Source organism: Nostoc sp. T09, from assembly GCF_002154695.1.
GTDB lineage: Bacteria > Cyanobacteriota > Cyanobacteriia > Cyanobacteriales > Nostocaceae > Aulosira.
Genome location: NZ_MTAV01000210.1, coordinates 21,654 through 39,120 on the forward strand (window position 1 = coordinate 21,654; position 17,467 = coordinate 39,120).

Annotated in this window: 15 protein-coding genes; 8 read left to right on the forward strand and 7 right to left on the reverse strand. The window is 41.5% G+C overall.

Annotated elements, in window-relative coordinates; all coding sequences use genetic code 11:
- The first annotated feature begins 75 nt into the window (after positions 1–75).
- The gene (locus BV372_RS31640; RefSeq protein WP_086690996.1) at positions 76–714 is read left to right on the forward strand and encodes a Uma2 family endonuclease; all 639 of its coding nucleotides are present in this window, start codon (positions 76–78) and stop codon (positions 712–714) included.
- Positions 715–736: 22 nt separating this feature from the next.
- Here BV372_RS31640 and BV372_RS31645 read toward each other — a convergent pair whose 3' ends face one another.
- The gene (locus tag BV372_RS31645) at positions 737–1,630 is read right to left on the reverse strand and encodes a LysR family transcriptional regulator (RefSeq protein ID WP_086691107.1); all 894 of its coding nucleotides are present in this window, start codon (positions 1,628–1,630) and stop codon (positions 737–739) included.
- A 177-nt stretch (positions 1,631–1,807) separates the two neighbouring features.
- Here BV372_RS31645 and BV372_RS31650 point away from each other — a divergent pair, with 177 nt between their 5' ends.
- A complete protein-coding gene (locus BV372_RS31650; protein WP_256973574.1) occupies positions 1,808–2,080 on the forward strand; it encodes a hypothetical protein in 273 nt (90 codons plus the stop codon).
- Between the two features lie 8 nt (positions 2,081–2,088).
- Positions 2,089–2,757 (forward strand): glutathione S-transferase family protein, encoded by a 669-nt coding sequence (locus BV372_RS31655; RefSeq protein WP_086690998.1) that lies wholly within the window; start codon positions 2,089–2,091, stop codon positions 2,755–2,757.
- A 40-nt stretch (positions 2,758–2,797) separates the two neighbouring features.
- Here the strand turns inward: BV372_RS31655 and BV372_RS31660 are convergent, their stop codons facing one another.
- Positions 2,798–3,343 (reverse strand): GNAT family N-acetyltransferase, encoded by a 546-nt coding sequence (locus BV372_RS31660; RefSeq protein ID WP_086691000.1) that lies wholly within the window; start codon positions 3,341–3,343, stop codon positions 2,798–2,800.
- Positions 3,344–3,895: 552 nt separating this feature from the next.
- Positions 3,896–4,456: a pyridoxamine 5'-phosphate oxidase family protein gene (locus tag BV372_RS31670; protein WP_086691004.1), complete on the reverse strand. Its 561-nt coding sequence runs from the start codon at positions 4,454–4,456 to the stop codon at positions 3,896–3,898.
- A 190-nt stretch (positions 4,457–4,646) separates the two neighbouring features.
- On the opposite strand from BV372_RS31670, the gene BV372_RS31675 reads away from it, so the two are divergent.
- Positions 4,647–5,591 (forward strand): 1-aminocyclopropane-1-carboxylate deaminase/D-cysteine desulfhydrase, encoded by a 945-nt coding sequence (locus BV372_RS31675; RefSeq protein ID WP_086691005.1) that lies wholly within the window; start codon positions 4,647–4,649, stop codon positions 5,589–5,591.
- 54 nt (positions 5,592–5,645) lie between these two features.
- Here the strand turns inward: BV372_RS31675 and BV372_RS31680 are convergent, their stop codons facing one another.
- Positions 5,646–7,760, reverse strand: a complete 2,115-nt coding sequence (locus BV372_RS31680; protein WP_086691007.1) for a DUF1565 domain-containing protein — start codon at positions 7,758–7,760, stop codon at positions 5,646–5,648.
- Between the two features lie 558 nt (positions 7,761–8,318).
- On the reverse strand, positions 8,319–9,404 hold the full coding sequence (locus BV372_RS31685; RefSeq protein WP_086691009.1) for a glycosyltransferase family 4 protein: 1,086 nt from the start codon (positions 9,402–9,404) through the stop codon (positions 8,319–8,321).
- 507 nt (positions 9,405–9,911) lie between these two features.
- On the opposite strand from BV372_RS31685, the gene BV372_RS31690 reads away from it, so the two are divergent.
- From BV372_RS31690 to BV372_RS38505, 3 genes are all read left to right on the forward strand, one after another.
- Complete coding sequence (locus tag BV372_RS31690) at positions 9,912–10,712, forward strand: ABC transporter permease (protein WP_306299026.1); 801 nt, start codon at positions 9,912–9,914, stop codon at positions 10,710–10,712.
- A gap of 353 nt (positions 10,713–11,065) precedes the next feature.
- Positions 11,066–12,910: a bifunctional serine/threonine-protein kinase/formylglycine-generating enzyme family protein gene (locus tag BV372_RS31695; RefSeq protein WP_086691013.1), complete on the forward strand. Its 1,845-nt coding sequence runs from the start codon at positions 11,066–11,068 to the stop codon at positions 12,908–12,910.
- A gap of 279 nt (positions 12,911–13,189) precedes the next feature.
- Positions 13,190–13,300: a 4-Cys prefix domain-containing protein gene (locus tag BV372_RS38505; RefSeq protein WP_373270821.1), complete on the forward strand. Its 111-nt coding sequence runs from the start codon at positions 13,190–13,192 to the stop codon at positions 13,298–13,300.
- Positions 13,301–13,421: 121 nt separating this feature from the next.
- Here BV372_RS38505 and BV372_RS31700 read toward each other — a convergent pair whose 3' ends face one another.
- Both BV372_RS31700 and BV372_RS36830 read right to left on the reverse strand, forming a co-directional pair.
- A complete protein-coding gene (locus tag BV372_RS31700) occupies positions 13,422–14,402 on the reverse strand; it encodes a DUF1517 domain-containing protein (protein WP_086691015.1) in 981 nt (326 codons plus the stop codon).
- Complete coding sequence (locus tag BV372_RS36830; protein ID WP_179198301.1) at positions 14,395–14,532, reverse strand: hypothetical protein; 138 nt, start codon at positions 14,530–14,532, stop codon at positions 14,395–14,397. The genes BV372_RS31700 and BV372_RS36830 overlap by 8 nt, the downstream gene beginning before the upstream one ends.
- Positions 14,533–16,241: 1,709 nt before the next feature.
- On the opposite strand from BV372_RS36830, the gene BV372_RS31705 reads away from it, so the two are divergent.
- Positions 16,242–17,435: a glycosyltransferase family 4 protein gene (locus BV372_RS31705; protein WP_086691017.1), complete on the forward strand. Its 1,194-nt coding sequence runs from the start codon at positions 16,242–16,244 to the stop codon at positions 17,433–17,435.
- Positions 17,436–17,467 lie beyond the last annotated feature (32 nt).

Below are 17,467 nucleotides of genomic sequence, written 5' to 3' on the forward strand. Positions count from 1 at the left end.
CAATAAGCAGTAGAATATCGCTCATATCAATCTTGTTATCATGGCAATAAGCCGCTACCAAGAGGAGCTTAAGCCATGTTTGCCCTTGTCTCCTTAGAAAAAATTCAATTACCCTCTGGATCTGTAGTGCGGTTGCCAGCTACCTGGCAAGAGTATCAAATCCTCTGTCAGCAGCGAGGAGATGGGTCAATTCCGCGCATCAAATACCGCGATGGAGAAGTATTGCTGATGTCACCTTTACCTGTGCATGGTCGAGATGCTCATTTGATTGCCAATATCGTCGTCACTCTTTTGGATCACGATGGACGGGAATACGATGCGTTTACACCCGTGACGATGGAACTGCCCCAAGAAAGCGGCATTGAACCTGACTATTGTTTCTACATCGACAATTGGCAAGCGGTTTCTGGCAAAAAGCGGATCGACTGGCAACAAGATCCACCGCCGGATCTCGTCATCGAAATTGATGTGACCAGTTATTCTGATTTCCAAGACTATCTTCCCTACCGCGTTCCTGAAATTTGGTTATTTAAAAAGCAGCGGTTATTGATTTATCAACTGCAAGGAGAAGATTACCAACTGCAAATCCACAGTCGCTATTTTCCAGAGTTTGACTTGCAAAGTGCCATCGCTAGCTGTGTCCAAATTGCTTATGAACGCAATACCAGCGCAGCCATCCGCTACCTTAAACAGCAGCTAAAGGACAATTCTTAATTACCTTTTAAGATTTTCCTCGTTAATAAGTGGATTTAGCCAAAGTATAAAAGTCAAATTTCTTCAGCATTTCTAAAAATGTGAACACCGCCGGAATATGAAGTCCATTAGATAAGACAGCAACTGCCATAACTCTTTCTAGCGGTATTGGTAAACTATATACCTGGACATTGTGTGGAATCGGTACAGCTGCTAAACGAGGAAGAATAGCGGCTCTCAGCCCTTGATTTACTAAGCTGACAACAGTAGAGTCTTCCTGAATATTGCTAATAGTATTCATAAAGTTTGCTACATTTTTCAAGTGATTATGCAGAGGGCGTCCACAGGGTAGACAAGATAGCAAAACTGGGGAATATACACCTATATCTTCCCAAGTAATTGTCGAACTGCTAACTTTGGCGTTTGGTGGTAGCAGCGCTACATATTCATCCCTAATAATTTCCCACACCTCAAACTCATCGCTAGTAGGTAAATAGGTAATGCCAATATCGGCACGTCCTTCGCGCAAACACTGTTCTACCTCAATGTAGGAAAGACACTCTATGATTGTCACAGCAACTTCTGGGAATTGATCGTGAAACTGTGCGATCGCTTTGGGTAATAAATGGGTAGCAACACTGCGAAAAGCTGCAATCCGTACATGACCACCGTGTAAACCTTTATGCAGATTCGCTTCTTTTTGCATCATCTCTAGATGTTGCAATGACTCACGAGCATGATATAAAATGCGCTCTCCAGCAGGTGTGAGGACAGCACCATGACGACCTCTAGCAAATAAAGGCACACCTAATTCTTCTTCTAAAGTGGCGATCGCATGACTAATTGCTGGTTGCGAAAGTTGCAATTCTAAGGCTGCCTCACTGAAGTTACCACAATCTGCTACTGCAACTACGGCTCGAAGTTGGGAGAGTTTCATGGTCAATTGCTGAGATAGAGGTAAGAAAATTCCTGATTTAATTGTCTCAAAAAGATTGTATTCAGGTTTTTTATATCTATAAATGGCATTTATAGAAACTATACAAGCCATGTTTTGATTAATAACTCAGGGGTTGTTACAGTTCGTATGTAATGAGCATCTATCGGGAATAATGCTATGAGAAATGAAATTAGATGTCTGCAACCCGAAGAGATAGAAATAGCTTCTAGAACCAGAAATATCTTCACATCTGTCTGCCAAGCCTTGCATGGTTTTTGGCAAAATGCAATTCAAACACTACTAGCACCTGACGAATTACAAGTTATACAAAAGGTTGACCGCCAAGGTAATATCTATTGGCAAGCTTACGACCCTGTTACAGGAAAGTCCTTCTCTTCCGGTTCGGAAGTTGATGTATCTATGTGGATTGAGCAGCTTTACAAACACTAAAAATCAACATGACACAACTTACCTTAGTAATTGGTAATAAAAATTATTCATCTTGGTCATTACGTCCTTGGTTAGCTTTGAAGCAATTCGGGGTGCAATTTGATGAAATTCGTATTCCTCTCTACACCCCAGAAACAACATCAAAACTTCGGCAATATTCGCCCTCAGCAAAAGTACCAGTGCTATTACACAATAATCAAACCATCTGGGATTCTCTAGCGATTTGTGAATACTTAGCTGAAGAATTTCCCCATCTGCATTTGTGGTCAGAAGATAAAATAGCTAGAGCATTAGCTCGTTCTATTAGTGCAGAAATGCACTCAGGATTTCAAAATCTCCGGCAGAATATGCCCATGAATTGCCGAGCTAAATTACCTGGTAAAGGTCTAACACTTGAGGTGCAAAAGGATATTGACCGTATTACCAGCATTTGGCAAGAATTCCGTCAAAAATTTGCAGCAGATGGCGATATGTTGTTTGGCAAGTTTACAATTGCTGATGCGATGTTTGCCCCTGTAGTATTACGATTTGTCACTTACGATGTGCAATTAGATAGTATTTCTAGAAAATATGTGGAGACAATTTTAGAACTTCCTGCAATCCAAGACTGGATACAAGCAGCTAAAAATGAGACAGAAGTTCTTTCTCAATACGAGTTGTATAGCAATCCTATTTGATTCCTGAATCACTTGTAGATACAGAAAACAGACAAATTATTCATCTGTGTTTATCGGTGTTTATCTGTGGTTGAATTCTCATTAAATCAACTTTCATCTTAAAAGAAATACCGCCAACTCGGTTGATTACCTCACTACCATCAACGACTTCCCAACCCAATCGTTGATATAAACGTAAAGCCGGATTTGAGCTTCTAATGCTCAGTGATATAGAAGGATAATAGGCTTTCGCTGCTGACAACAAGTGAGTGAGTAACTGCGTACCTATGCCCTGATTTCTATATTCGGGGAGAATGGCGATCGCAAGTTCAGGCGTTTGGCTATCAACATAACCATACCCGCGATTTTCACCAGTCAGTAACCGCAGCCATGCAGCGCCTACTGGCTGATTACTACTTACCTGGGTAGCAAGGAAGCCCATATCATCTTTAGTTCCCCAGTTATTAACATATCTAGCTAATTCAGGATGATTCATCGCATCCTGCACCGTCAGATTCCCTTCTTCGGTCATGTGCGCCGCTTCATATAGCATTTGCCAGAGAAAAGGCTCATCTTTCTGCGTCAGTGGACGAATTGAATAATTCATATTTCAATATTTTGGAAATAGATATCTATTCAGGCTGCTATGAGAAGCATTTAAGAATAAAAAATCGATATTTACAGCCTTTTTCCTTTATTTGAGCTATCTATCTCTTCATGGCGCAATATTTTAACTGCATGGTCTGTAAATATAGGTTTTTCCTAACTTATACCAATTAAACTAATGATTGCAACACATTTTTGCTTCAAGACGCGATTCATCGCGTCTCTACAGATGGTCTATTTGTCACATTCTTTTTTCAAATTGGTATTATTTAAAAAAATCGCGATGTTATTGATAAACGTCGCAATGTTATCGATGAACGCCTCGATGTTATCGATGAACGCCTCGATGTTATCGATGAACGTCGCAATGTTATTGATAAACGTCGCGATGTTATTGATAAACGTCGCGATGTTATCGATGAACGCCGCGATGTTATTGATGAACGCCGCGATGTTATTGATGAACGCCACGATGTTATTGATAAACATCGCGATGTTAGTAACTAAATCTCCTTTTTGTCTCTCTTGTCGTTGATATTCTCCTGATTCTTCCTCAACCCCCAGGTAAATTGCTCAGTGGAGTTGGTAAACCATCAATACTGACAAGATTTTTTTGCTGTTGATATTCTCTAACTCCCTCTTCGCCTTTTTTGGTTGCCCAATTTACTAAAGTCTGCCGCTGTCCTTGATATTCGTAGATTGGTACGCCAAAGCCACAAGAAGTTTGCACTCGTTCAATATCAGCTATGATAACTTGACGAGTTCCAGGCAAGGAAGGAAACAGAGACTCAACAGATTTCCAATCTGGAGTACCTGGCAAAATCGTGTATCCTTGACCGTAGAGGCGCAAAATCCGGGCAGGTTCTTGAAAAGCGCAAAATAAAAAGGTAATCCGCCCATTTTCTTGCAGATGTGCTGAAGTTTCGTTACCACTACCTGTTAGATCTAAGTAGCCTACGCGGTTGGGAGAAAGCACGCGAAAACTCTCCATTCCTTTGGGAGATAGGTTAACGTGACCAGTAGGACTCAAAGGTGCGCTACCTACAAAAAAAAGGTGTTGGGCAGCAATAAATTCTTGTAGTTCCTCAGTGATACAGTCAAAAACTTTAGCCATAACCAAGTAAATTTAGAAATTTTCTATGTTCTCAGCCTATTTCTTAGCTAGGGATTAAGCAAGGGTTGACTTTTACTACCATGCTGTTCAAGCTAAATTAATAGCCACGAATTTGGCGGTGTCTACGACGAGCTACGGCTATGCGCTGTTGGTTCATCACAATAATTGCATCCCCATTTCTCAATTGTGAATGTCTTCAATTTTTTTGCCTCCTACGATACAACCTATCTATAGCGCAATTGCCCAACGATCTGGAGTTGATTTATCTGTACTCCGCCTTGATTGTATGCACCCGTGGGTTAATGGCAATAAGTGGTTCAAGCTGAAGTACAACCTCTTGGAGGCTAAACAGAAAAATTGCACAACGTTGCTGACCTTTGGTGGTGCTTATTCTAACCATATCTTTGCCACCGCCGCCGCCGGAAATCTTTTCGGCTTCCGCACTATTGGCATGATTCGGGGAGAGGAGAGATTGCCACTGAACCCGACACTGAGTTTTGCTGTACAACAAGGAATGCAGCTTTTCTACCTTGACCGCGAGAAATACCGACAACGAAAAACAACAGCATTACATACAGAATTACAGCAACGCTTCGGTGAGGTGTTTATCATTCCTGAAGGTGGCGGCAATCTCAACGGTGTACGCGGTTGTATGGAAATAGTAAACACGGCAGCATTTGATACTGTATGTGTTGCTTGTGGTACAGGTACTACCTTAGCCGGAATTATACTGTCGCTGCAAAAAGGTCAGCGCGCCATCGGCTTTCCCGTTCTCAAAAATGGGGCATTTCTCGCGCCGGAAATAGATAGTTGGCTGAAGAATTACCTCGCCTCTGGTTTCCCAATTGTTAATGAGGCGATGTCTACGACGGGCTACGCCTACGCATCTTGGGAATTAATATGTGATTATCACATGGGTGGTTATGCCAAGGTGAACGATGAACTATTAATGTTTAGCCAGCAATTCACCCAAGAACACGGCATACCTTTAGATTATGTCTACACTGCCAAAATGTTTTACGGAGTGATGGATTTGCTCAAGCAGGGATTCTTTCCTGTTGGCGATCGCCTACTGTTGATACACACTGGTGGCTTACAGGGCAATCTCGGCATGGAGAAGCGGTTGCTTCAGTAATTGAACAGGGTAAGGGCATCTGTTCCCTGTTGCCCGTTCCCTGTTCCCTTTTAATCAATTCAACACTTCAACGATCGCTCTTAAACCATTGCTATTGAGCGTGTTCATCATGCCTTCAGCATTAGAGCGATTGCTAAAAACTCCCACTTGCATGAAGCTTCGACCCTGGGAGACTGTAGAAAAAGCACCAGGAGCAAGGTATCGAACTAACTCTTGATCTCTTTCAGTTGCTACTTCTACTAATACGCGGTAACGTGCACCCATCGGACTGATAGCACCATACTGCGGTGGATTGCTACCCATCGGAACCGCACCAGGAGGTAATGAATCTGCACTCATCGGAACTGCACCAGGGGGTAATGAGTCAGGTTTTATTGGAGTTGTACCACCATAGGGCAGTGAACCTGTACCCATCGGAGCTACATTATTCGGCAAAGAACCACCATAATTCCCAGTCGGGTAACCTTCTGGTACTGGTACTTTTCGCATATTCCGAGTATTGCCCATTGGGATATTGGAATTAGGAACGGGCAAAAGATTTGAGTTACCCGCAGGGGCTGCTTGTCGCCTTTGTGATGGCTGCTTTTTACTTCTAGCTCTTGTGGCTCGTGGTTTGACTACAGAATTGCTTGGAGGTTGAGGTGGAGCAAACTCAATTGCACTAGTATTAACCTGCACGTAATTTAACTGTGGTGTATCAGGCGAATTCCCAGATACAGGAGGCATACTTGCGGTTGGGGAAACTGGGGGATTGAGTGGTGTGTCTCTACCTACCAAGCTGCTGGGAACCGGAAAGCCGGGAACTGGAGAATTGACTGTAGGGGTGGGTGGTGGATTGAATTTGGGAACAACACGTGATGTGTTAGCTGGTAGCAGTGGCAAAAGTTGAGGGTTCAATTTGCCAATGGTCAGGTTATTACGAGAATTGCGGTTGTCAGCAGGTACGTTTAGCCTGTTAGGAGTTTCGGAAAGTTCCGGTGCTGAGAAGATGATTTCACCATTGCTAGGTACGTCTTGAGGCCCACCAGCCGCCGATTGAGCATTCCGAGCTATAAGCGTTGAGGGAACTTTAATATCTACCTTACCAGCGGTGCGATTGTTGGTAAGAGTGTTACCAACAGCAGCAATTACTTGTTTAGACGCACTGGCGTTAATGTCGTAGCGACCATTATTGCGAAATTGATTACCACCTGGTTCGGAATCATTACCCAAATCTGGCATAGCTTGGGCGATCGCTACCATACCATCTTCTTTATTGCCCTCAATGATGTTGTTGCGCAAAACTGGGTGGGCGCTAGCTTGTACCAAAATCCCAGATCTATTGTTTTGAATTTGATTGTTTGAGATTGCTGGAGCAGCATTTTGCGCAATATTAATGCCATAGCCAGTTTCTTGAAAGAGATTTTCTCGCACTTGAGCTTGGGAATTACCAGCGATCGTGATCCCATTGGCTCCATTACGGTAAAAGTTATTCTGGCTAATAGTTGGTGTGGCATTGCCAGTAACAAACACCCCATCTTGGGTATTGCCAGTAAATGTGTTTTGTAAAACTACTGGATTACTCGATTCAATGAACAAACCATAACCGCGAGGGTTGGGATTTGTTACTGTTACCCCAGTTAAACCTGCTTGGTTTGCCCCGACAATTGTGACGTTCTGACCGCCAAAACTACGGCTGAGGTATTCACCACCTCCCTGAATCGTAATTCCTTTACCTTGATTGCCAGCGTCTCCTTGAATTGAAATTCCTTGTCTGAGGATTAAGGGAAATACCTCTCCAGTTTCGGCACTGTAAATGCCAGGAGTAAGTGTAATCACGCTATTGGGAGTAGCTTTTTTTAACGCTTGGGTAATTGTTTTTAAAGGAGTGCGTTCACCACCATTGCCTTCTTTGTCTTCCCCGATCGCAGGGTTGACAAACAGCACATTAACCTGAGAGAGTTGTTTTTCACCCTCAGGTGGTACTTGCGCAATGGCGCTACCAAAGCTGATCCCCAGTAAAGTCAAAGTCGCTAGACTTATACCAACGCTCAAAGATAATACGGAGGCACGAAAAACTGTATTTAGTCTGAATTCTGGGTGAGAATATGGGCGATCGCCTTTAGCAACTACCGTTGTTGGCAGAATATCAGACCTACGATCTCTAGGAAACACAATAGGGGAAATCACCTTGGCAGCACTCCTGTGAAGATAGAATAAATTTTTATACTCAGACGAAATACTATGTCGATTATGTTACTCAACATATTGACAGATTGCCTATTGGGAATACACAGTCATGAGTTAAAAGACTGGTTTTGCGAACTGAAATATAAAGTATTCTTAATCCCCGGTAGATCAGACCTGTCTTCAATGGCTCAGACCTGGTAAATCCTCAAAGAGCCGAAAAATATAGCTCCTATGGCAGATGCTAACTGTTGCGTTCAAAGCGCTAAGTAGTTCAGAAAAACTGTTAAATTCAGTAGATTTAACATTTTTAAACTATATTAACCATATTTGTGCTATGTGTCTTACAAATATGACAAAAGGTTGACGACAAAAAAGCTTGACGCTGGTTGTAAAGAGTCTCTACCCTTTGGGAGACTAGCAGCGTCCAAAAATAAAAACACAGATAACTGAATATCTGTGTTGATTAGTTAGGGGGATATTTAATTAGGTAGGAAGCTAATTGCCCTCTAGCTGATGTAATAGCTACAGACAATAAAAAGGTGAACCAAAACGATCCACCTAAATACTGCTCTTGCCTAAACCAGCTAAACTACGGGAACGACCATTCTGAGCAAATCGCTTTTGCAGAATGTGTCGATAAACTTCTTCATAACTGTCAGTCATCTTTTGAAGGCTAAAGCGGTTTTCAACATGCTGCCGACAAGCGTGGCGGTCTAACTCTGTTACCTTGTTAATGGCACTGACAAACTCTTCAGTATTTTCGCAGAGGAAGCCTGTTTTTCCGTGGTCAATTACTTCGACTGTAGATCCAAGTTTCATTGCAATCACTGGCGTACCTGCGGCCATTGATTCAACCATGACTAACCCAAATGGTTCTCGCCAAGTGATGGGGAATAAAGTTGCTACCGCACCTCCCATGAGGGCATTTTTTTGAGCATGGCCTGCTTCACCCAAGTACTCAATTTGTTTGCCGTCAATTAGCGGTTTGACTTCTTTTTCGTAATATTCTACATCAACGACATCTACCTTCCCGGCGATTTTTAAATGCCAACCAGCTTGTTTGGCAACAGCGATCGCTATATGTGTTCCTTTTTCTGGAGATATCCGGCCTAAAAATGCTAGGTAAGGCGGATCGTTTGGCTGGGCATGAAATTTATAAGTGCTAACATCAATCCCGTTATATGCAGTTCCTACATAGTTCAGTCCTAATCTTGCTTCCCGTTGGGAATTGGAAATACTGATATAAGGTTGATGTTTAGCAAATTTAAACATCTTTTCGTTATCAGGGGTGAAAATACCGTGCAAGGTATGAACTGTCGGGGTTTTTACAAGATTCGCATAGGGCAGTGCTGCACAACCCATGTGGGAATGAATAATATCAAACTTTTCTGCCTGCTCGTAAACTAAACCCAATTGCAACATCTCATAGATGCCATACTCTTTGATATTAGGATCAAGTCTGAGGGCACGGGGGTGAACTGATTCTAGCTCTGCCAAACTGATAGAATCTCCTGATGCAAATAGTGTAACTTCATGTCCACGTCGCACCAGTTCATCGGTCAGCAACCCCACTACTAACTCTATACCTCCATAACCTGGAGGGGGCACTCTTTCCCATAGTGGGGCTATCTGAGCAATTCGCATCACAAACCTCCTGAAAAGTTAGTCTTGGCTAAGAGATTTCTGCTTTGTGAGCTTCGTATTTAATGAATGATTACAAGCAATAAAACCTAAGCCCTAAGCTCTCTTTGAACGCCAAGCAAGTTAAGAATTACTCTATAATCTTATGCTTTCATTTCTCGCTTTATCTTCTATCTTTGTAGGGAAATTATCTTCTCCTTAAGAGAGAAAAATTATGTTATTTACTCAAACTGCACCACATCTGTATATTTAGAGTTTTCCACAAATGTTGCTGAAATTGATTGATTTAGCACTAGGTTTATGGTTTCTAAGGATTATCAAGTATTTGCGCTTACTACCTTTTTGAGAAGACGTGAATCGAGAATTTCAAGCAGTTGCGGTTGTTATTGCCGATTAGTGAAAAGGCTATCAATGCTAGGTGCGATCGCTTGTGAGCTAGATAGTATTGACTTTTAAAGGTAAGGAGAATATAATTATTGGCTGATAAAAATTAATTAAAAAATAACTAACGTGAATATTTCTCCATCCCCAAAAAAACCGCGTGTCGCATGGCAGGCGGTTTTATCAGTAATTATATTTATCTTTATGTACCTGCCTATACTGGTTCTTGCCTTTTATAGTTTTAACAAGTCGCCTTACAGTGCAAGTTGGCAAGGATTTACTCTCGATTGGTATCGCCAATTGTTCAGTGATGAGCGAATTGTATCGGCTTTGCAGAATAGTTTGATAGTTGCCTTTAGTGCAGTGGCTATTTCAGCGGTGCTAGGAACATTAATGGCAGTGGGTTTAGCACGTTATCAGTTTCCACTCAAGAAATTATCTCGTGGCATTTCTTATTTACCGTTGATTATTCCCGATATTGCGATCGCAGTAGCTACCTTAGTTTTTTTAGCAGCATTTGCAATTCCCTTAAGTTTGTGGACAATTATCGCGGCTCATGTAGTATTCTGTCTCGCCTACGTCGGACTTGTGGTTGCTTCCCGACTCTCGCACTTAAATCCCCATTTAGAGGAAGCAGCTTTAGATTTAGGAGCAACACCACTACAGGCTTTTATCAAAGTATTATTACCTCAGTTAATGCCTGGTATTGTCGCTGGCTGTCTGCTAGCCTTTGTCCTGAGTTTAGATGATTTTCTGATCGCTAGTTTCACCGCAGGTAGCGGTTCTAACACGCTCCCAATGGAAATTTTTAGTCGCATCAGAACTGGAGTTAAACCTGATATTAATGCTCTTAGCGTTATCTTAATTTTAGCATCTGCAATTGTCGCGTTTGTAGCAGAATTAATTCGCGCTTACGGAGATGAAATTTAAATTTTTTAGTTAATTAAAAAGCCAACGCATTCTCGAAGCGGAACTGCATTTTGCCATATTAATTAATAGGCTTTAAAAGTAGCTGTATTCACAAATACAACTATCATCCCCTTGACAAGTCTAGGAAATTACAATTATTATTCTTTCTGTAATGTAAATCATTGCGCTCATATATACTCATATTTAAAAAGTTACAAACAGAGATCTAAAAATAAATAAAATGGCTCCATCTGTATTTACTTATCTAAGTATCTACTCAGATTAAGTCTGTCCATATTTATTTGTCTATACATCTGTTTTCACTTCGATAATATTGGGGCTAACTTTGGACAAGATGCTATCTTCTCTCCATTATGCAAATCTGCCAAAATCCCAATTGCTCAAATCCATTCAATCATGACGGCAATAGATTTTGCATAAGTTGTGGACAAAGCAACTTTGGCAAGCTACTCAGAAACCGCTACCGTGTATTAAGGCTATTAGGTGAAGGTGGTTTCAGTAGAACTTATGCAGCAGAAGATGTAGATAGACTAGATGCACCTTGTGTAATCAAGCAATTTTTTCCCCAAGTTCAAGGAACCGGACAACGTACTAAAGCAGCAGAATTCTTTAAAGAGGAAGCATTTCGCTTGTATGAATTGGGAGAAAATCATACGCAAATTCCCCGCTTACTAGCTTACTTTGAACAAGGTTCAAGCTTATATCTTGTCCAAGAATTTATTCAAGGAAAAACACTTTTACAAGAAGTTCAAGAACAATCCTTTACTGAAACAGAAATTCGCCAACTTTTAGCTGATTTATTACCAGTTATTGATTTCATTCACTCACATAATGTTATTCATCGGGATATCAAACCAGAAAATATTATCCGCCGCGATAGTGATGGTAAACCCGTATTAATTGACTTTGGTGGTGCTAAACAGGTAACCCAAACTAGTTTAGCTAGACAAGCTACAGTAATTTATACAATAGGTTACGCTCCCACAGAACAAATGGCTGGATTTGCTTGTCACGCCAGTGATTTATATGCTTTGGGTGTAACTTGCGTGCGTCTTTTAACTCAATGTTTGCCTTTACAAAATACTGATGGACAGATTTATGACAATCTTTATGATGCCATGAATGCTAAGTGGTTATGGCCAGAGCGTTTGCAAGAAAATGGCATAATCATCAGTGATGGTTTAGGGAAGATTCTCGATAAATTGCTTCAACATTTACCAAAGGATAGATATCAATCCGCAGCAGAAGTTCTTAATGACTTGAAGTCTACAACCACATCTGAACTAGAAGCGGAGATTTTGGCAATATCTCAACGGATATTACTGCCTATATCACCACCAACAAGACCACAAAAAGCCATAAAACCCCTACCCTCTTTACAAAGCTTTGAATTTGACGTAGTAACAGTAGATACAGCTGGTAGAGAAGTAAACCGCGATCGCCTTCATAACAAATCCTTTACAGAAGAATTGAGTCAAGCGATCGCCCTAGAAATGGTATCGATTCCTGGGGGTACTTTCATGATGGGTTCGCCAGAATTTGAAGGTGATGCTGACGAACGTCCCCAACGCCTAGTTACAATTGCACCTTTTTTTATGGGTAAATTTCCTGTAACTCAAGCACAGTGGAAAGCCGTAGCCGCTTTACCTAAAGTCAAACAACCTTTGAATCCCAACCCATCTAAAAACAAAGGGCCAAATCGACCAGTAGAGAATGTATCCTGGCATGAAGCTGTAGAATTTTGTCTCCGGTTAGCAGAAAAAACTGGATATGATTATCGTTTACCCAGTGAAGCTGAATGGGAATATGCTTGTCGCGCTGGAACGAAGACATCCTTTCACTTTGGCGAAACCATTACTCCTGAGTTAGTCAGCTGTAGCAGTAGCGATACTAAACACCGTAAAGAAACCACAAATGTTGGAAGTTTTGAAGTAGCGAACGCCTTTGGATTGTACGACATGCACGGGTTAGTGTGGGAATGGTGCGCCGACCCTTGGCACAACAATTATCATGGCGCACCCACCGATGGCGCAGTTTGGGAAGATGGTGGTGATATGCATCGCCGAGTTCTGCGTGGTGGTTCTTGGAGTTTCGGTGCAGAACTTTGTCGTAGCGCCAGCCGCAGTTGGAATGAGTCAGATGGCGGGTTGAGGATTTGTGGATTTCGCGTTGTGTTTTCTGCCGAAGGGACGCTTTAAAATCAACTTTTGCAACTCATCAACTAGCTTTTGCAACTCGCAAACTGACTTTTGCACCATTCTCAATTAGGGCTTACGCAAGAACCCTCTAAAACCCTCTTTCCTTTGTGTCCTTTGTGTCTTTGCGGTACCCTTCGGGAAGCCGCTAGCCTGCGGCAACGCTCCGCGAACGCGTCTACGTTTTTTCATAATTTTGCGTAAGTCCTGTCAATAACTGCGGGGAATTCTTAGCCTTAACTTTGGGAACCATAAACCATAAACTCTGAATCATCCCAAGTTATGCAAATCTGCCAAAATCCCCATTGCTCAAATCCCTTCAACCCTGATGGTAATAAATTTTGCATTAACAATGACACAACATTTGCGGGGAAAAATGTGATTGACATCTGATCCTAAATTTGCTATACTAAAATCGACAAGGAAGATATATGCTAAATATGCTTATACTGAAACAAAAAACCGCTTGCTTAACGGCAAGCGGTTTTTATGCTGCTATAGCAGCATGATTTGATTAAACAAGCTTCAAATCAGGATACTCAGCTAACAAATCATCAGAAGTCAGAGTATCACCTTCAGCTTGAGGAGTCCAAAGCACCTCTATTGCTAAAGTTTGCTCGCTAGGAATGCCACCAATTTGACGCAAAGCTTGACGCAAATCATCAGCACTGTTAATCGCCGGAATTGCATACTTGCCTAGAGTTGCCACCAGCAAGGTAACAATAATATATTCTCCAGGGCCAGAGGTTATGAGGTCAGTGGGATTTTCGGGATTTCCAGCACCAGGTAGAGCTTCTTTAGCTAGTGCGGCTCTCAGTTGGTTGTTGACGTTAGATAGCGTTTCTTCGCTAAATTTGCTGCGTTCTGCTAGTGATAGACGGTTGAATTGAGCCTCAGCAGAATTTAACTTAGCTTGTTGTGTACCACCACCAACATATACCCAGTACTCTGGATGGCGGAGCAAGGCTAGGCTAGTTTCTTGCAGAATTTCTGCTCTCCCCTCTGGGGAGTTGGTATCAGCAGTTTCGGCAATGCGGTCGAGTTCGGTTTGCAAGTCACGGGCTTGAGCTAATAAACCTACTTGCAAACGAGTTACAGACACAGAAGGGTTGCTGCTGTAGCCTTCTTCGTTTGTAGTGTCACCACTGGTAACGCGGCGGAAGGTTTGGAGTAAGAAATTAGCGATCGCAATAAAAATTAAGATGGTAAACAACCCGCCAAATCCCCCACCAATACCCCAAAAGGGAATCAGGAAAGGAAATCCAAAACCACCACCAGGATAAGGAGCGTAATATCCTCCCCCGCCAGGAGGCGCATAGGTACGAGGTGTGTAAGTGCGGCTAGAAGGCGCTCTAAAGGAACCACCGCCGATTCTACCACCACTACGGGCAGCTAATGCTCCATCGGCGTGACCAAGTGCCAAAGCTAACACCAGGCTCAGGATAAAGAAAGTTTTTAACAGCGGTTTGATCGCTAGTTGTAGTTTTTTACGCATAATACAGTCGCTTGAAAAACGGTATTGGTGATGATGTCTCCCCATGCTCGTAGGAGAGTTGTGCTTGGTCGGTAACGCCAGCCCGTAGCAAGCAAGCGAGTTTTTGATTGGCAGTAGCTCTCTGTAACATTAGTCTTCATCAGCTACATCTTCAATGTACCGCGTCTTATCTTGCCTAGACAGCAAGCTTAGGGGGGATTTCTTGAGTAGATAACCGTACCCTAAATCTTTTCTCTATTGTGGGAATTTTGGGATCAATTAATCATTACCCTGTTTACCATTCCCTATAGGAGTTGTCCTAGTCCTCATCTTGTGTCTGGAGAGAGACTTATCATTTAAACCATAGGGTGAAAAAGCATTTTATGGTTTTTGCACAGATGCAGCAACCACTAATTTATACCGTTTCTGTTTCTGTATGAAGATGCGTTTCATTAGCCCACGTTTGCTCTTGGTGTTCCCGTACTCCACAGTAGAACCCGCAGGTTAGGGTAGGTGGGCTTTTTTTGTGAGCCACTAGCTTTCAGCCTGAGAGCGAATATACTGCTCTATTTGCAGTAACACAGAATCATACTCATCATTTAGGAAACTTCTGGTAATGATTTTGCATTTTTAAAATTTGTAATCTTAATTACAGTAATTTATATAACTGATTAGAAAAATTGATTTAGCATCCAAGTAATGTGGTTTACTTTTGCAGATCAGTTAACTACCATAATTAGTTGGGGATATTTTGTTAACTGCATCCTAGCCTATGGGTAAGTAGCCAGTTCTAATAAAACAAGTTTCACCGCCAAGTATGAAATTTGACTGGGGACTGGGATTTTAATTCAGCATTCAGTACTCAGCACTTTCAAGTGAGGTGGTATTAAAGCAAAGTATGTAATGTTTTGTCATAGCCAAGGGTAAAATTTCCTCCATTCTCCTTTACCCATGCCAAAGCAGCTATAGTTATTTAGGCTCATCTACTTATGTACTTATATAACTGGAGGTACCTTAGACTTCACAATCAAGAGCTACTTGATATAAGACTCAAAACAAACCTGAGTCTTTTTGGCATTTTGGCAGGATTTTGAGTTTTTTTCAGGATAGTCTCTTTATAGAAACTAAATTGAGCAATTACCACAATAGTCTATGAACAATTGATTTAGCTGGCAGTACCGATATTCAATGCTTGTTAATCAGATAGACAAATCTTATGTGGTGAGGAATTGAAATTAAAAATAAAATTAACAACATTAAAAACAAAATATTTCTAGCTACTGTTCTAAAATACTGCTGAAATTTGTATAATCCAATCGCTTAAACAAGGATTTAGAATTATGTTTCTACAGCCTATGTATTATAAAGTGATAATTTTTTACAAATCTTCTTGCTCTTCCTGGGATAAATACTGATGGTAAAAAATAATGTAGATTCCAGGTTTTTGCAGGGTAGCTATTGGCGAAGATAATAAAACAGGAGAAAATTAGATACAGATATAGCAAATTCTCAATGGAAATTACAGAAAGAGATTTTTGCTCAAAATCTAGTCTAGGTCGCTCCTCGGGCAAACTGCCCACGCTACTGCTTACCACATAGGAGAATCACCGTATAAGGGATTTCCCTGTGTAGCTAAGTTACTCACTTGCTCTCGTAGAATTGAGGTGAGTAAGATGTAACTGACGTCAATAAATCATTGTCCTGGTTCATCCTTTAGTTCACACCCAAATTCTCTAGATAAAATTCTAAATTCACCAAAATTACAGCCCAAGGACAGCAGTAAATTGGTGCTAATTTCTTCGCCCTATTTGAGAGTAGGAAAAATTAAACATTATAGGCAGTATAGTTAGAAAATTTATTATGGAACATATTTCACAACTGGCGGCAAATGTTAGAGAAAAAACTGCCTTTCCAGATATTCTAGTTATAACTCGGAGCTTTCTGCCGAAAGAGGCTGTAATTAGTGAATACGTATATAATCGTTGTCTCCAAGATCCAGAGCGGGTAATTGTTCTAGCTGCTGGTTGCTCAGGCGATAAAGTATTTGATCAAGCTCAAAAATTTCCCATATACCGTTGGCCAATGACTAGAGATTGGAGTTTTTTCAATCCTTTACTCAATCTCATATATTCATTTGTACTAGCAATCAAACTATATTTTCGCTATCACTATCGCTATATTGAATGGGGACACGGCTACGACTTTCCATCACTTTTGCTCCTAAGCTTTTTCTTACCTATTCGCTTTTTTATCTATCTTCACGGTAATGATATTCTTTGTGGTTTACGCAATCCTTTATGGCGATCGCTATTTAAATTGACACTTAAACGAGCTGAAGGGATTATTTGTAACAGTTCCTTTACACAAGATTATCTCAGAGCTAGGTTTCGATTGGATACCCCTACCCACGTAATTAACCCGATGGTTAGGCCAGAGAAATTTAGCCAAGTAACAAGTCAAGGTAATCTCGGTGATTTACGTGCAAGTGTGCGCCAAATGTACAACATTCCGGAGACAGCAGTAGTTATTCTCTCGGTGGGACAGCTTGTTAAGCATAAAAGCTTTAACCGTGTAATTGATAATTTGCCTTTACTATTGACTGTTGGGGTCGATGTCCACTACATAATCTGTGGACAAGGCCCTTGTGAATCGGAACTTAAATCTCTGGCACATCGCTTGCGGGTTGATCAAAGAGTACACTTTGCTGGATACGTACCCGATCGCGAATTAGCTGGCTATTATGCAGCCTGCGATATATTTGCCATACTCAATCTCCAGGATACGAAAGCTAGCAATATAGAGGGTTTTGGCATCGTTTACCTAGAGGCGAGTTACTTTGGTAAACCTGTGATTGCTTCTCGTTTAGGTAGTGTCATAGATGCAATTCAGCACGAAGAGAACGGCATATTGGTTAACCCTAATTCTGGCTATGAAGTTTTTCAAGCTTTCAATCGCTTGTGTAAAGACCAGTCATTACGCGAACAACTCGGTCGTAAAGGTAAAGAATTAGCCAAACGCAAAACCTTTCACCGTTCGCTATACAAGTTGGAATGAGGGAGTGTGGGGGACAAGGGAGTGTGGGGAGT

Bases quoted from the DNA above. Each gene is read 5' to 3' on its own strand.
- BV372_RS31640 (WP_086690996.1), top strand. From the start codon at position 76: ATGTTTGCCCTTGTCTCCTTAGAAAAAATTCAATTACCCTCTGGATCT.
- BV372_RS31645 (WP_086691107.1), bottom strand. From the start codon at position 1,630: ATGAAACTCTCCCAACTTCGAGCCGTAGTTGCAGTAGCAGATTGTGGT.
- BV372_RS31650 (WP_256973574.1), top strand. From the start codon at position 1,808: ATGAGAAATGAAATTAGATGTCTGCAACCCGAAGAGATAGAAATAGCT.
- BV372_RS31655 (WP_086690998.1), top strand. From the start codon at position 2,089: ATGACACAACTTACCTTAGTAATTGGTAATAAAAATTATTCATCTTGG.
- BV372_RS31660 (WP_086691000.1), bottom strand. From the start codon at position 3,343: ATGAATTATTCAATTCGTCCACTGACGCAGAAAGATGAGCCTTTTCTC.
- BV372_RS31670 (WP_086691004.1), bottom strand. From the start codon at position 4,456: ATGGCTAAAGTTTTTGACTGTATCACTGAGGAACTACAAGAATTTATT.
- BV372_RS31675 (WP_086691005.1), top strand. From the start codon at position 4,647: ATGTCTTCAATTTTTTTGCCTCCTACGATACAACCTATCTATAGCGCA.
- BV372_RS31685 (WP_086691009.1), bottom strand. From the start codon at position 9,404: ATGCGAATTGCTCAGATAGCCCCACTATGGGAAAGAGTGCCCCCTCCA.
- BV372_RS31695 (WP_086691013.1), top strand. From the start codon at position 11,066: ATGCAAATCTGCCAAAATCCCAATTGCTCAAATCCATTCAATCATGAC.
- BV372_RS38505 (WP_373270821.1), top strand. From the start codon at position 13,190: ATGCAAATCTGCCAAAATCCCCATTGCTCAAATCCCTTCAACCCTGAT.
- BV372_RS31700 (WP_086691015.1), bottom strand. From the start codon at position 14,402: ATGCGTAAAAAACTACAACTAGCGATCAAACCGCTGTTAAAAACTTTC.
- BV372_RS36830 (WP_179198301.1), bottom strand. From the start codon at position 14,532: ATGTTACAGAGAGCTACTGCCAATCAAAAACTCGCTTGCTTGCTACGG.
- BV372_RS31705 (WP_086691017.1), top strand. From the start codon at position 16,242: ATGGAACATATTTCACAACTGGCGGCAAATGTTAGAGAAAAAACTGCC.